This window comes from Methylobacterium sp. Leaf108 (assembly GCF_001423265.1).
Classification (GTDB): Bacteria; Pseudomonadota; Alphaproteobacteria; order Rhizobiales; family Beijerinckiaceae; genus Methylobacterium.
On record NZ_LMND01000001.1, the window covers coordinates 567,340 to 580,816 of the forward strand.

The 13,477-nt window shown below is 70.6% G+C and carries 13 protein-coding genes; 5 read left to right on the plus strand and 8 right to left on the minus strand.

Annotated elements, in window-relative coordinates:
- Nucleotides 1-64 precede the first annotated feature (64 nt).
- The 3 genes from ASF39_RS02665 to ASF39_RS02675 form a co-directional block, all read right to left on the minus strand.
- Entirely contained in the window at nucleotides 65-331 is a 267-nt protein-coding gene (locus tag ASF39_RS02665; RefSeq protein WP_055880034.1) for a DUF2312 domain-containing protein, read from the minus strand.
- A gap of 183 nt (nucleotides 332-514) precedes the next feature.
- Nucleotides 515-817: a DUF1244 domain-containing protein gene (locus ASF39_RS02670; RefSeq protein WP_056280849.1), complete on the minus strand. Its 303-nt coding sequence runs from the start codon at nucleotides 815-817 to the stop codon at nucleotides 515-517.
- 55 nt (nucleotides 818-872) lie between these two features.
- The gene (locus ASF39_RS02675) at nucleotides 873-1,634 is read right to left on the minus strand and encodes an N-formylglutamate amidohydrolase (protein ID WP_055880040.1); all 762 of its coding nucleotides are present in this window, start codon (nucleotides 1,632-1,634) and stop codon (nucleotides 873-875) included.
- A gap of 239 nt (nucleotides 1,635-1,873) precedes the next feature.
- Here ASF39_RS02675 and ASF39_RS02680 point away from each other — a divergent pair, with 239 nt between their 5' ends.
- The 4 genes from ASF39_RS02680 (at nucleotide 1,874) to ASF39_RS02695 (ending at nucleotide 5,551) form a co-directional block, all read left to right on the plus strand.
- Nucleotides 1,874-3,178, plus strand: coding sequence for a glycerate kinase (locus tag ASF39_RS02680; RefSeq protein ID WP_056280851.1), 1,305 nt, complete (start codon nucleotides 1,874-1,876; stop codon nucleotides 3,176-3,178).
- Between the two features lie 46 nt (nucleotides 3,179-3,224).
- The gene (locus ASF39_RS02685; RefSeq protein WP_244472238.1) at nucleotides 3,225-3,647 is read left to right on the plus strand and encodes a DUF1036 domain-containing protein; all 423 of its coding nucleotides are present in this window, start codon (nucleotides 3,225-3,227) and stop codon (nucleotides 3,645-3,647) included.
- A 324-nt stretch (nucleotides 3,648-3,971) separates the two neighbouring features.
- Entirely contained in the window at nucleotides 3,972-5,108 is a 1,137-nt protein-coding gene (locus tag ASF39_RS02690; RefSeq protein ID WP_056280853.1) for a PAS domain-containing protein, read from the plus strand.
- Nucleotides 5,105-5,551: a response regulator gene (locus ASF39_RS02695; RefSeq protein WP_055880050.1), complete on the plus strand. Its 447-nt coding sequence runs from the start codon at nucleotides 5,105-5,107 to the stop codon at nucleotides 5,549-5,551. Before ASF39_RS02690 ends, ASF39_RS02695 begins: the two co-directional genes overlap by 4 nt.
- Nucleotides 5,552-5,581: 30 nt before the next feature.
- Here the strand turns inward: ASF39_RS02695 and ASF39_RS02700 are convergent, their stop codons facing one another.
- From ASF39_RS02700 to ASF39_RS02710, 3 genes are all read right to left on the minus strand, one after another.
- Nucleotides 5,582-7,792 (minus strand): molybdopterin cofactor-binding domain-containing protein, encoded by a 2,211-nt coding sequence (locus tag ASF39_RS02700; protein WP_056280855.1) that lies wholly within the window; start codon nucleotides 7,790-7,792, stop codon nucleotides 5,582-5,584.
- Between the two features lie 17 nt (nucleotides 7,793-7,809).
- Nucleotides 7,810-8,280: a (2Fe-2S)-binding protein gene (locus ASF39_RS02705; RefSeq protein WP_055880056.1), complete on the minus strand. Its 471-nt coding sequence runs from the start codon at nucleotides 8,278-8,280 to the stop codon at nucleotides 7,810-7,812.
- A 124-nt stretch (nucleotides 8,281-8,404) separates the two neighbouring features.
- Entirely contained in the window at nucleotides 8,405-9,535 is a 1,131-nt protein-coding gene (locus ASF39_RS02710; protein WP_056280857.1) for a glycosyltransferase, read from the minus strand.
- A gap of 332 nt (nucleotides 9,536-9,867) precedes the next feature.
- Between ASF39_RS02710 and ASF39_RS02715 the strand changes: the two genes are divergently transcribed.
- On the plus strand, nucleotides 9,868-11,559 hold the full coding sequence (locus ASF39_RS02715) for a methyl-accepting chemotaxis protein (RefSeq protein ID WP_056280859.1): 1,692 nt from the start codon (nucleotides 9,868-9,870) through the stop codon (nucleotides 11,557-11,559).
- Between the two features lie 96 nt (nucleotides 11,560-11,655).
- Here ASF39_RS02715 and ASF39_RS02720 read toward each other — a convergent pair whose 3' ends face one another.
- Together ASF39_RS02720 and ASF39_RS02725 are read right to left on the minus strand one after the other, a co-directional pair.
- The gene (locus ASF39_RS02720) at nucleotides 11,656-11,913 is read right to left on the minus strand and encodes a hypothetical protein (RefSeq protein WP_055880062.1); all 258 of its coding nucleotides are present in this window, start codon (nucleotides 11,911-11,913) and stop codon (nucleotides 11,656-11,658) included.
- A gap of 190 nt (nucleotides 11,914-12,103) precedes the next feature.
- On the minus strand, nucleotides 12,104-12,847 hold the full coding sequence (locus ASF39_RS02725) for a Crp/Fnr family transcriptional regulator (protein WP_056280862.1): 744 nt from the start codon (nucleotides 12,845-12,847) through the stop codon (nucleotides 12,104-12,106).
- Between the last annotated feature and the right edge of the window lie 630 nt (nucleotides 12,848-13,477).

Below are 13,477 nucleotides of genomic sequence, written 5' to 3' on the forward strand. Positions count from 1 at the left end.
GTAGATTTTAACATAGATGAAAAGGACACCCCGTCGGGTTACGTTCCCTCTCCCTCGCGGAGCGCTAAACCATGCCGAGCGCCTGCATGTACAGTTCGAGGATCGCCTCTTCCTCCTGGCGCTCGGCGTGGTCCTTCTTGCGCAGGGAGACGATCTTGCGCAGGGCCTTCACGTCGAAGCCGGTGCCCTTGGCCTCCGCGTAGACGTCCTTGATGTCGCCGGCGAGGCCGGCCTTCTCCTCCTCGAGGCGCTCGATGCGCTCGATGAAGCTCTTGAGCTGGTCGGCGGCGACGGAGGAGGCGTCGACGGCGGGTGCGGGAGAGGCGGCCATGATCGTGCGATGTCCTTCGAATCGGCGGCGCGGCGACAGGTCGGCGCCGCGCCCGTCGATCCGGATTAGGCGGTCGAGCTTACCGGGAGATTAGGGCCCCGGCGGAAATCGGCGGTGCCGATCCCCCCGGCCCACCAGGGCGATTCGCATCGCGCCGCGACGCCGTTGTCCCTTCGATAACTCTCAGTGCGGTTCGGCCTGGGCCTTGGCGAAGGCCGCCTGCTGCTCGGGCGTCGCCTCCGGCTGGCGGCGCTTCCAGTCCTCGTAGGGCATCCCGTAGACGTGCTCGCGGCTCTCGTCCTTGCTCAGTTCCAGGCCGCGGGCGTCGGCCTCGTCCTTGAGCCAGTTCGAGAGGCAGTTCCGGCAGAAGCCGGCCATGGTCATCAGGTCGATGTTCTGCACGTCCTCGCGGGCTCGCAGATGCGCCACGAGGCGGCGGTAGACGGCGGCTTCGAGTTCGGTGGTGGTGGCGGTGTCGATCGTCATGGCGCGGACTCCTCGTCGTGCGTGCCAAGAGAGGTCGGCGTCCATGCCCCGGGCGTCAAGCCGTCGGGGCGAGGTGGGGCCGCAGGAGCCCGGCGAATCGCGCCGCCCATTCCGCCTCGCCGGCCTCGTCCGCGATCAGGTCCTGGCGGATCTCGACGAGGGCGTTGGGCAGGCCGCGGGCGATGGCGTGGCGGTCGACGGTGTCTCCGGGCAGGCCGCCGCCGTAGGGTTCGTTGTCGCCCACCGTGAGCCCGGCCGGGTCGGCGCGCAGGCCCGCCACGAGGGGGGCGCTCAGGCGGTCGTCGTGGTCCCACAGGATGCCGACGTGCCAGGGGCGCGGGTCGCCGCGCCAGCACGGGGTGAAGCTGTGGATGGTGACGATGGCCGGCGGCGCGCCCGCCGCCATCGCCGCGGCGACATGGGCGTCGATAGCCCGGTCGTAGGGTTCGTAGAAGCGGGCGATCCGCTCCGCCTTGCCGGCCTCGTCGATGCGGGCGTTGCCCGGCACCACGGCCCCGTCGGAGAGCCGCATCACCAGGGTCGGGTCGTCGCGTCCGCGGTTCGGGTCGATGACGAGCCGCGAGAAGGTGGTGAGGACGGCGGGCGCACCGAGGAGGGCGGCGAGGCGGCGGGTCACCCCGGCCGCGCCGATGTCGTAGGCGATGTGGCGGGAGAACTCGGCGTCCGGAACCCCGAGCCGGCCGAGATCGTCGGGCACGTGGTTGGAGGCGTGGTCGCACAGAAGCAGCAGGCCGCAGGCGGGGTCGCCCGGAACGGTCTCGACGGGATGGGGGCCGTGCGAATGAGGGCTGGGCATGAGGCTCGAACGCTCCGGGGTTGCGGGCGGGGGCTGGCTCAAGGAAGTCCGGCAAGCCGCGGACCAAGCCGCGGGCCGCGTCATCTCGCGCTTGCCCGCGCGGCGGGCGTCGGGCACAGCACGTATCGCGGGTCGCGACGTCACGGCAACATCCCGGCAGCGGGACTTCGACGCCGGCGGGCCGTGCGTTCGTCGAAAGAGCGACCGCCAAAGCGACACGAGAGACGGATACGCCCGCCATGACAGCGCCCTCCCCCGCCCCTTCGGCCGCCCGCGCCCTCCTCCTCGGCTTCCTCGACGAGGCGATCGCCGCGGCCCATCCGGCGCGCTGCCTCGCGCCGCACCTGCCGGCCCCCGGGCCGGGGCGCCTCATCATCCTCGGTGCCGGCAAGGCCGGCGGCAGCATGGCGGCGGTGGCGAGCCGGTTCTACCGGGAGACGCACGGGGTCGACGCCGAGCGCATCGCCGGCTTCGCGGTGGCGCGCCACGGCTACGGCGAGGAGGCGCCGATGATCCGCATGGTCGAGGCCGGCCACCCGGTGCCCGACCAGGCCGGCATCGACGCCACCATCGAGACCCTGCGGCTGGCCGGCGACGCCGGCCCCGAGGACGACGTGCTGGTGCTGCTCTCGGGCGGCGGCTCGGCCAACTGGATCGCCCCGGCCGGCGACCTCACGCTCTCCGAGAAGCAGGCGGTGACCAAGGCGCTGCTGCGCTCGGGCGCGCCCATCGGCGAGATCAACGCCGTGCGCAAGCACCTCTCGCGCATCAAGGGCGGGCGCCTCGCGGTGAAGGCGCGCAACGCCCGCTCGATCCTGACGCTGGCGATCTCGGACGTGCCCCACGACGATCCGGCGGTGATCGCCTCGGGGCCGACGGTGCCCGATCCCACGACGCTGGCCGACGCGCTGGCCATCTGCGAGCGCCGCGGCATCCCGCTGCCCGACACGGCACGGGCGCTCCTCAACGATCCGGCCAACGAGACGCCCAAGGCCGGCGATCCCGCCTTCGCGCGCTCGGAATACATCATCATCGCCCGGCCCATCGACGCGCTGGAGGCGGCGGCGGCGGCGGCGCGCAAGGCCGGCTACGAGCCGGTGATGCTCGGCCCCGACGTGGAGGGCGAGGCCCGCGAGGTCGCGGCCGAACACGCCAGGCTCGCCAGGGAGATGGCGCAGGCCGGCCGGAAGGTCGCGATCATCTCGGGCGGCGAACTCACCGTCACCATCCGCGGCGAGGGCCACGGCGGCCCCAACCAGGAATACGCCCTGGCGCTGGCCATCGCCCTCGAGGGCCATCCGGGCATCCTCGGCATCGCCGCCGACACCGACGGCACCGACGGCGGGCGCGGCGAGGCCACCGACCCGGCCGGCGGCCTCGTCGATCCCACCACCCTGGAGCGCGCCCGCGCCGCCGGCCTCGATCCGGAGGCGATGCTGGCGGACAACGATTCGACCAAGTTCTTCGCCACCATCGGCGATCTCGTCCAGCCGGGCCCGACGCGCACCAATGTCAACGATTGCCGGATCATCCTTGTCGGATAAGCGACCGCGTCGGCGCCGACTCGGACAGCGTGGCCTGGGACGGCTGTTGGCGCCCTGGGGCGGGGCGATCGCGATCCTCGTCCTCGCCACCCCCGCCCGGGCCGACCTGCGCCTGTGCAACCAGACCACGAGCAAGGTCGGGATCTCGCTGGGCTACCGCGACGCGCAGGGCTGGGTGACCGAGGGCTGGTGGGACCTGACGCCCAAGGCCTGCGAGACCCTGCTGCGGGGCTCCCTCTCGGCCCGGTTCTACTACGTGTTCGCGGTGGACTACACCCGCGGCGGCGAGTGGAGCGGCCGCTCGCTGATGTGCACCAAGGACTCGGAGTTCACCATCCGCGGGGTCGAGGACTGCCTCGCCCGCGGTTTCGACCGCAACGGCTTCTACGAGGTCGACACCGGCGAGCAGAAGAGCTGGACGATCCAGCTCAGCGACCCGAACCAGCCGGCCGGCGGCGCCCCGCCGTGAGGCTCGGGCCCGATCGTCGCAACGCCGGCGAAGCGAGGGCCATCGCGCTTGCTTGGCGGCGGGATAAGGGCCTATGTCCACTGGAGGACACCGGATCGACGGCGGTGGGACGACAACCATCGCGGGTCTTCATCCGGCGTCCGAAACGCGCGGGACGATGGAAACGCTCGGGACAAGGGCATGTCCCCGTCCGTCCGGGCACCTTCGCGTGAGGAACGAACCGACTCGCGCGTGAGGAACGAACCGACTCGACCCGGTCTTTGACCCGAGCCGCCCTGAAGGGGCTCGTCGGGCGATCGAAGCGAACCCAGGAAGGCGAGAGACGTGGAGCAACGTGATGCATGGCGGATCACCGACCGGCTGAATGCTGAGCACGGCAAGGGCGATCCGTTCGCCGCCGCCGTCCGGGCCACCCGCATGGCGATGATCATCACCGACCCGCGCCTGCCCGATAACCCGATCACCTTCGCCAACGACGCCTTCCTCCAGATGACGGGCTATTCCCGCGAGGAGGTCATGGGCCGGAACTGCCGCTTCCTGCAGGGGCCGGACACCGACCGGGCCGAGGTCGCCCGGATCAGGGAGGCCATCGAGAGGCGGGAGGACGTGAGCGTCGACATCCTCAACTACCGCCAGGACGGCAGCACGTTCTGGAACGCCCTCTACATCAGCCCGGTGATCAACGAGGACGGGGAGCTGCAGTTCTACTTCGCCTCGCAGCTCGACGTCACCGACCGCAAGATGAACGAGTTCCAGGTCAGCGCCGACAAGGACCGCTTCGAGCGGGCCGTCGCCGAGCGGACGCGGGAGCTGGAACTGAGCAACCGCGACCTCGCCGCCGCCCTCGAACTGCGCACGACGCTGCTCCACGAGGTCGATCACCGCGTCAAGAACAACATGCAGATCATCGCCTCGCTGATCAGCATGCAGCTGCGCACGATCCCCGACGAGGGGATCAGGGCCTCGCTCACCACGACCCTGAGCCGGGTCGAGGCCATGAGCACCGTCCATCGCCGCTTCTACCAGTCGGGTGACGTCTCGCGGTTCGACGTGTCGGAATTCGTGCGCGACCTCGTCTCCGACCTCGTGATCGCCACCGGCCGCCAGGACATCAGGACCGACCTCGACCTCGAGGCCATCGACGTGCCGGCCGACAAGGCCGCCCCGCTGGCGCTCATGGTCAACGAGGTGCTGACCAACGCGATCAAGCACGGCTTCCCGCAGGAGCGGGGCGGCACCATCCGGACGGTGGTGCGCCGGGACGGGACCACCTGCCGGATCACCATCGTCGACGACGGCCACGGCATGTCGGAGGACGTCAAGACCCGCCCGTCCTACGGCCGCAAGCTGGTGGAGCGGCTCGGCCGGCAGCTGCAGGCCAGGACCACCTGGGCCGACGCCAACCCGGGCACCCGCGTCGAGATCGCCATGCCGATCGAGCAGCGGAGGCGCGGATCATGACGGAGTCCCGGCCGCTCAACGTCGTCATCGTCGAGGACGAGGCCATCCTGGCCATGGAACTCGAGAACATGCTGGAGGATGCCGGCCACGTCACCGTCGGCTGGGCCACCTGCCTCAGCGAGGCCGAGGAGCTGCTGCGGGAGGTGAGCGCCGACCTCGCCCTCGTCGACATCCACCTCTCGGACGGGATCACCGGCATCGAGGTCGCCGACCTGTTCCGCCGCCATACCGGGGCACCGGTGGTGTTCATGACGGCGAACCCCAAGCTGCTGCCCGAGGATTTCGCCGGCGCGGTCGGCGTGATCGCCAAGCCCTACACCTCGATCGGCGTGATGGCGATGATCGACTACCTGCAGCAGGCCATCAGCGCGCCGCCGCCGTCCGTCAGCCAGCCCAACGGGCTGACGCTGGCCCCCGACTACCGGGAGCGGTGGTCGGCCTGAGCGCCGCCAATTCTGGCGAGCGGTCGCTCGTCAGACGCCGCGCAGGCCCTCGAGCATCTTGGCCTTCGTGAAGGGCACCGAGCGCAGGCGCACGCCGGTGGCGTCGAACACCGCGTTCGAGATCGCGGACGGCACGATCGCGGCGGCCGGCTCGCCCGCCCCCCAGGGTTTTTCGGTGGGCCGGTCGATCAGCTCCATCACCACCTCGGGCACCTCCGGGAAGGCGAGGATCGGGTAGCTCGCCCAGTCGAGGCTGGTGACGGCGCCCCGGTCGAAGGTCACCTCCTCCTTGAGCACGCGGCTCACGGTCTGGATCACGTTGCCTTCGAGCTGGTTGCGCACCCCGTCGGGGTTGATGACCTGGCCGCAATCCTGGACGACGACGAAGCGCGGCACCCGGATCGCGCCGGTGGCGCGGTCGACCTCCACCTCGGCGACGCCCGCGACGTAGGTGCGGTAGAGTTCGTAGCGGACGTAGGAGACGCCGCGGCCGCGCAGCACGTCGCCGCCGGTCTCGGCCCGCGGCGAGGGCCGGCTCTCCCACTTGGCCAGGGCGAGGGCGCGGGTCAGCACCTCGGCCCCGCGCGGGTCGTTCAGGAGCCGCATCCGGTAGTCGGCGGGGTCGACGCCGGCGGCCGCCGCCAGCTCGTCGAGGAAGGCCTCGTTGGCGAAGGTGTTCTGCATCCGCCCCGGCGTGCGGATCCAGGACGGGCGCAGCGGCGTCTCGGCGAGGCGATGGCAGACCGTGCGCACGTTGGGCAGGGCGTAGGGCAGCGCCGAGTTGTGGACGATGTTGCCCGGCGCCAGGGCGGTCTCGTGCGGCAGGCCGGCGAGTTCGGCCGCCACCAGCGGCACGTTGCCGGCCCCGCCCTCGGGGATGAAGAATTCCGAGGTCCAGGCGACGATCGCCCCGGCGGCGTCGAGGCCGCCCTTCAGGTCGATCAGCGTCGGCGGGCCCTTGGGATCCCAGCCGTGCTCGTCGGCCCGCGACCATTGCACCCGCACCGGCCGGCCCACCGCGCGCGCCAGCAGGGTGGCGTCGGCGGCGGCGTCCTCGTGGCCGTTGCGTCCGTAGCAGCCCGAGCCTTCGAGGTAGATGCAGCGTACGTCCTCGGTGGGCAGCCCGGTCATCGCCGCGAGCTGCCGGCGCAGGGCATGGGTCATCTGCGAGGCCGACCAGCAGGTGAGCCGCCCGTCCTTGAACTCGGCGACCGCGCAGGAGGGGCCGATGGAGCCATGGGTGTGGATGGCGAAATCGTAGGTGGCGACAAGCATCTTGGCCGCCTGCGGCAGCGCCGCCGCGACGTCGCCCACCGCGCTGGTCACATCGTCCTTGGCGACGCGGGTGGCGCGGACGTGCTGCCACAGCTTGTCCTGCTCGGGCAGCCCGGCCCAGGCCGACCAGCGCGGGCGCAGCGCCTCGGCCGCCTTGATCGCCCCCCATTCGGTCTGGGCGACGATCGCCAGGAAGTTGCCCTCGCGCACCACCTTGACGACGCCGGGCATCGCCAGGGCGGCGGCATCGTCCACCGCTTCCAGCCTCGCGCCGATGGTCGGCGGGCGCACCACCCGCCCGTGGACCATGCCGGGCACCTTGAGGTCGTGGATGTAGGTGAAGCGCCCGGTGACCTTGCCCGGAATGTCGATGCGCGCCACCGACTTGCCGACGAGCGCGTAGCGGGACGGGTCCTTGAGCGGCGCGTCCGCGTCGACCTTGAGGGCGAAGCGCTTGTCCTTGAGGAGGTCGGCGAAGGGGATGCCGCCGATGGCGCCGTCCTTGAGGGCGAGGCCGGCGGCGGGGACGCCGAGGCGGTCGGCGGCGAGCCCGAGCAGCGCGGCGCGGGCGGTGGCCGCCGCCTGCCGGATCTGGGCGCCGCCGTTCTGGATCGACAGGCTGCCGTAGGTCGGCCCCTGGTCGGGGGTCAGGCCGGTGTCGCCCTGGACGATCGAGACGGCGCCCATCGGCAGGTCGAGTTCCTCGGCCGCCATCTGCTTGAGGGCGGTCTTCACGCCGGTGCCCAGATCGACCTTGCCGGAGAACACGGTGACGCGGCCGTCCGCGCCGATGGCGAGGAAGCCGTCGACCTCGTCGCCCGCCACCGATTTCGGCAGGCCCCGCGTCGGCAGGGCGGGGGGCAGCGGCGGCGCGGCGGCGGCGGCGCGCGGCAGCAGGGAGAAGCTTACCACCAGGGCGCCGCCGCCCTGGAGGATGGCGCGGCGGGACAGGATCGGGTCGGACATGGTGGGCCTGTCGGATCTCAAAGGGACGCGGCCGCGCGCTTCACGGCGCGCAGGATCCGCGAATGGGTGCCGCAGCGGCACAGGTTGCCCGCCAGCTCCCGCTTGATCGCCGCGTCGTCGGGGTTGGGGCTGCGGGCGAGCAGCGCTGCCGACTGCATGATCATGCCGTTGATGCAGTAGCCGCATTGCGCGGCCTGCTCGGCGATGAAGGCGGCCTGGACCGGATGCGGCCGGTCGGCCGAGCCGAGTCCTTCCAGCGTCACGATCTTCTGGTCCGGCCGCAGGCTCGACAGCGGCGTCGTGCAGGAGCGCACCGCGACCCCGTCGACATGGACGGTGCAGGCGCCGCATTGGCCCAGGCCACAGCCGAAGCGGGGGCCGTGCAGGTCGAGGTCGTTGCGCAGGACGTAGAGGAGCGGAACCTCGGGATCGTCGCTGCGCACGCTCACCGCGCGCCCGTTGACGTCGAGCGAGACCGGCTGGCCCATGGTGCTTCTCCGACCATCCTGTCTGGATGAGTTCCAGAAAGTGGCCTAGCAATCCGCCCCGACGGGGGTCAAGGGACGGCCGGGCGCCTCCGCGGGCCGGCCCGCGCGCATTCTCATCGCCAGCTCATCCCCAGGCCGTCTTCCCGCGTCGGCGGGCCGCGGCGTCTCGGACCGTCACCAGGGCCGCCTCGGCCACCGCGATCTGGCCCGGCAGTTCCTTCGGCCCGAGGGGGTGGTAGGCGAGGCGCGGGCTGGCGCGCTCGGCCTGCGCCAGAGCGAGGCCGGCCAGCGGAATCTCGGCGATGCGGCGGGCCTCCTCGGGCGGGATGCCCAGAAGCCTCGCCCAGGCGGTGTTGCGCCCCAGGCGCCCGCCCGCGTGCAGCCGGCGCAGGCGCCGGCGCCAGCCATAGCGGAACAGGGCGCTCGGCAGCGGTTCGAGGCGGGCGTCGCACAGGGCGTCGGGCAGTTCGCAGCGCGACCGGATCGTGTCGGCCACGCCCCCGGGGGCGCGGCCGGTGAGGCGGGCCGAGATGGTGACGACCACATCGACCGCGTGGCGCACGCGCAGGCCGTGCTGGAGCAGGGCGGCCACGAAGGCGCCGTCCTCGCCCAGCGCCATCGGCGGCATGCCACCCACCTGCCGGTAGGCCGACACGCTCACGGCCAGCGTCGCCCCGATGGTGGTGCGGTGGCACGGCCAGGGATCGTTGGGATCGGGATCGATCAGCGCCTCGGCCTCGGTGAGGAGGTCGCTGTAGGCGTCCTCCAGCCGCCCCCTGGCGGGCAGGGAGGGCGGCAGCAGCGCGGCCTCGTCGGCATCGAGCTCGACCCGGCCGGCGACCGCATCGGCCCCGGCGGCCATGGCCGCGAGGTTGCGCTCCACCCAGTCCGGCGGGACCCGGCTGTCGGCATCCGTCGACAGGATCGTGCCGCCCTCCCCTTCCGCCTCGAGCCAGTCGGCGGCGGCATTCATCGCCTCGCGCCGCGCCCAGCCGGCGTTGGCGCCGGAGAACGTCACCTCGACCACCCGCACCGGCAGCGACATCCCCGCCAGCATGCCGGCCACGATGGCGGGGGTGGCGTCGGTGCAATTGTTGAGGAACAGGACGAGGCCGAGGCTGCCCGGCGCCAACCCGGCCTGGGCGTCGATCGCCCGCAGGCAGGCGCCGATCCGCTCGGCCTCGTTGCGCACGGGAATCGCGATGACGGCTTCGATCCTCGCGGCGGGGAAGCTCGGTTCGGGAGAGGAGGACACGACTGACTCCGGGGGACCGGACCGGGGGCGGTCCAGGGCGACGGCTTAGCAGTTTCACGGGCTGTGGGGGACGGGTTTCCAAGCCGGCGCATCGGGGGCACCGACGACGAAGCGGCCCGGGTTCGAGCGACGATGGCGAGACACGCCCAACACCATCGATCCGATCGTCCGGACAAATCCGCGAGTATTCGAAGGGATTGCTTTCCTCGCTCACGTAGCCGGAACGTTTTCATCGCCAATTTAACGAAATTTAACCCTTCTGCACGAGAATGTAGCCCGGCCTCATTAGAGGTTGCAACGGTTTCGAAAACAGATACGCCAAGGTGGATGACGTGAAGATCCTGAATAATCTCAAACTTTTGAGCAAACTCGCCATCCCCACGGTTCTGTTGGTTACGGTCGCGCTCGGCTTGATGATGCTGTCGTGGTCGAGCCTGAACAGCCTCGACCGAAGCACGCAGAGGATCGTCGATGTCACGGCCATGCGCGCGGTGACGGCCCTCCAGATGGCCTTCGCCATGGACGAGGCGACGATCCGCGAGAAGAACGTCATCATCGAGACCGACGGTGCCGCGATGCAGGAGCAGCAGCGGCATTACGCCGAGGCGCGGACGAACGCCCTGGCCGCCGTCGACCGCCTGATCGCCCTGGCCGACACGCCCGAGCGCCGCACCGGCAACGAGGGCATCAAGGCCCTGCTGACGGAGTTCTTCGCCGCGGCCGACCGGTCGATCGCGCATGGATTGAAGAGCGAGACCGAGGCCGCGACGAAGGTTTCGAACGGCCCGGTCCGCGAGGCCCGCGCCAAGCTCGTCGAGGCCGTGAAGAAGCGGGTCGACACCAACATGAACGACCTCAACCTCGCAAAAGCCAAAGCTTCCGAGGTCGCCGGTTCGGCCGTGCAGACGCTCGTGGTGGCCGCGGCGGTCGGCCTTTCGGTCGCCGTCGGCCTTCTCGCCGCCATCGTCGTCCTCGGCGTCACCCGTCCGCTCGCAGCGATGACCGCCGCCATGGGAGGCCTCGCCGCGGGCGATCTGGCCGTCGAGGTCCAGGGCGCCGGGCGCAAGGACGAGATCGGCACGCTGGCGCGCGCGCTGCAGGTGTTCAAGGACAACGCGGTCACCGTCCGCCGCCTCGCCGCCGAGCAGGCCATCGAGGACGAGGCCAAGATGCGCCGGGCCGAGCGCCTCGACCAGATCACCAAGAGCTTCGAACACAACGTCGCCGCCCTCACACACGGCCTGGCCGGAGCCTCCACCGAGATGGAGGCGACGGCCAAGTCCATGGCCGGCATCGCCGAGCAGACCACGCAGCAGACCATGATCGTGGCCGGCGCCGCCGAGGAGACCTCCGCCAACGTCCAGACGGTGGCCGCGGCCAGCGAGGAGATGTCGGCCTCGGTGCAGGAGATCGTGCACCAGGTGAGCCAGTCCTCGCAGATCGCCGGCCGCGCGGTGGAGAACGCCCAGCGCACCGACGCCACCGTGCGGCGCCTGGCCACCACGGCCGAGCGCATCAGCGCCTTCGTGTCGGTGATCGCCAACATCGCCTCGCAGACGAACCTGCTGGCGCTGAACGCGACCATCGAAGCGGCGCGGGCCGGCGAGGCCGGGCGGGGATTCGCCGTCGTCGCCTCCGAGGTGAAGGAGCTCGCCGGCCAGACCGCCAAGGCGACCGGCGAGATCGGCGAGCGGATCACCGAGATCCAGGCGGCGACCCAGGAAGCGGTCGCCGACATCGAGGCGATCGGCCGGATCATCGGCGAGATGTCGAGCTACGCCGCGTCCATCGCGGCCGCGATGGAGGAGCAGGGTGCCGCCACCCAGGAGATCACCCGCAACGTGCAGGAGGCCGCCAAGGGCACCGAGCAGGTGACGATCAACATCTCCGACGTGCGCCAGGGGGCCGGCCAGACCGGCGCGGCGGCGTCCCAGGTGCTCAGCGCGGCCCAGGAGCTCTCGCGCCACTCCGAGAGCCTGACGCGGGAGGTCGGCAGCTTCCTCGCCAACGTGAAGGCCGCCTGACGACCGCCATCCTCGGCGCCGCGAACGGCGGGCGCCGAGGACACCACACGCTCCCCCTCCCCGGGACGCTCCGGTCCCGCGCTGCCGGCCGGGGGCCTACCCCTCCGCGTCCTGGGAGAGGTCGACCCGCTGGACGATCAGGGCGACCGTGACCGTCAGCACCCGCTTCCCGTCCGCGTCCCGCACCTCGACCGTCACGTCGCGGGTATCGCTGCGCGGAATGCGATCCTTGCCGATCGAGACCACGGCGTGGATCGCCTCCTGCTCGGCCCGTTCGAGATCCGGGAACGCCAGTCCGTCCTCGTCCTGGATGAAGAGCGGACCTTCGCGGACGTCGAAGTAGAACAGGGGCATCGTTGCTCTCCGGCTGAGCGGATCGTCGGGGGCGCCCCGTGGCGATGGGCGATCGGTTCTGGAATATCGGTCTTGCTACCATTCCCGGTTGATCACGTCGTGATGCGGACATGGGCTTCGCTCAGGCGCCGCCCGGGCTCGGTGAGACGGTTCCCGCTTGATCCAAGCGGGAACCGTCTCAGACAGGAACTTATCTCGCGGCGCGCTTGCGCTGGTGGAGATAGGTCGCGTCGAACTCCGCCGTCCGCAGGAGCTCGTCCCAGGCCCGGATGACCAGGACGCTGCCGCGCAGGGTGATCATGCCCCTGCCGCGCATCTCCTGAAGCACGCGGTTGACGTGGACGCTCGACAGGCCGGTCGCATCGGCGAGATCGACCTGCGTGACCGGGAGCGGACAGCGATGGTCGCCGGCCAGCCCCACCGCCTCCTGCTTGAGGTACAACTCGCAGAACAGGTGGGCCATGTGGTCGAAGGCCGAGCGCCGCCCCATGCAGAGCATCCACTCGCGGAAGATGGCCGCGTCCACGAGGGTGTCGCGCCAGAGCGTGGCGGCGATGCCGGGACAGCGCGCCGTGAGGTCGTGCAGGGCCTCGTGCGGGACGAAGGCGACGGTGGCGGTCGTGAGAGTGGCGAGGCTGTGATCCATCGACGGGATGTGGAGGCTCTGCAGGTCGGGGATGTCGCCGGCGATGTGGAACGAGAAGATCTGGCGCTTGCCTTCGCTGATGATCTTGTAGCGGCAGGCCCAGCCTTCGAGGATGAGGCAGCACTGGGAGGCCGTGTCGCCGTCGCGCACGATGTCCTGGTTCGGCCGCAAGGTCTTGAGCGTGACGGGCAGGCCCTTGATCGCCCTGCACTCCTCGTCCGACAGCGCATCGATGCTTTCCAACTGGCGGATGAGCGGCGAGAGGGGATGCTCAACGTTCGAGACCATTCTTGTCGCTTCGCCCCTGCATGACAGACGGATGCTCACGCTGCGTCCGGGTATCGAAACCCGTTTTCGCGTGGCCGACGCGGTTGATGCCATGAGGCGGATGTCACGCCCGCACACTCACTCACGTTATGAATTTCATAACCCATGTCACACCCGATGGCTCCCGCCGGCCGAAAAGTCTTTGCTTTGGCGACAGCACGTTTTCGCAGGACGAGGCGTGCGAGCACGCGCACCGAATAGCGGATCACCATTGCTCGCGTCGTGCACGCCCGCTCTTGAATTCTACAATCTCATTTTACCGAGATAGTTTTACGTGCCGGCAGGGCGGTCGCCCCGACAACGCGATTTTCGTGGCAGCACCGACGATGTGTCGATCCGGATGCCGGCCGTGACCCTATTCGCCTCTTCGGGTTGAGGCAGACAAGCTTTAACCGACCACCCTCTCGACGACAGTGAAACAGAAGTATTCCTCCGCCGCTCGTCTGCCGAAAGACCGGCGGCCCGCCGTCGATCCGCCGCGGACGGTCCCGCCGCGGGCGACCCGGGACGCGAGGCGATGGGGCCGCCGCGCTTGACGGGATGGCGGTGTCGGTGCTTGTGGCCGCTCGCTCCGTTCGGCCGGTCTGACAC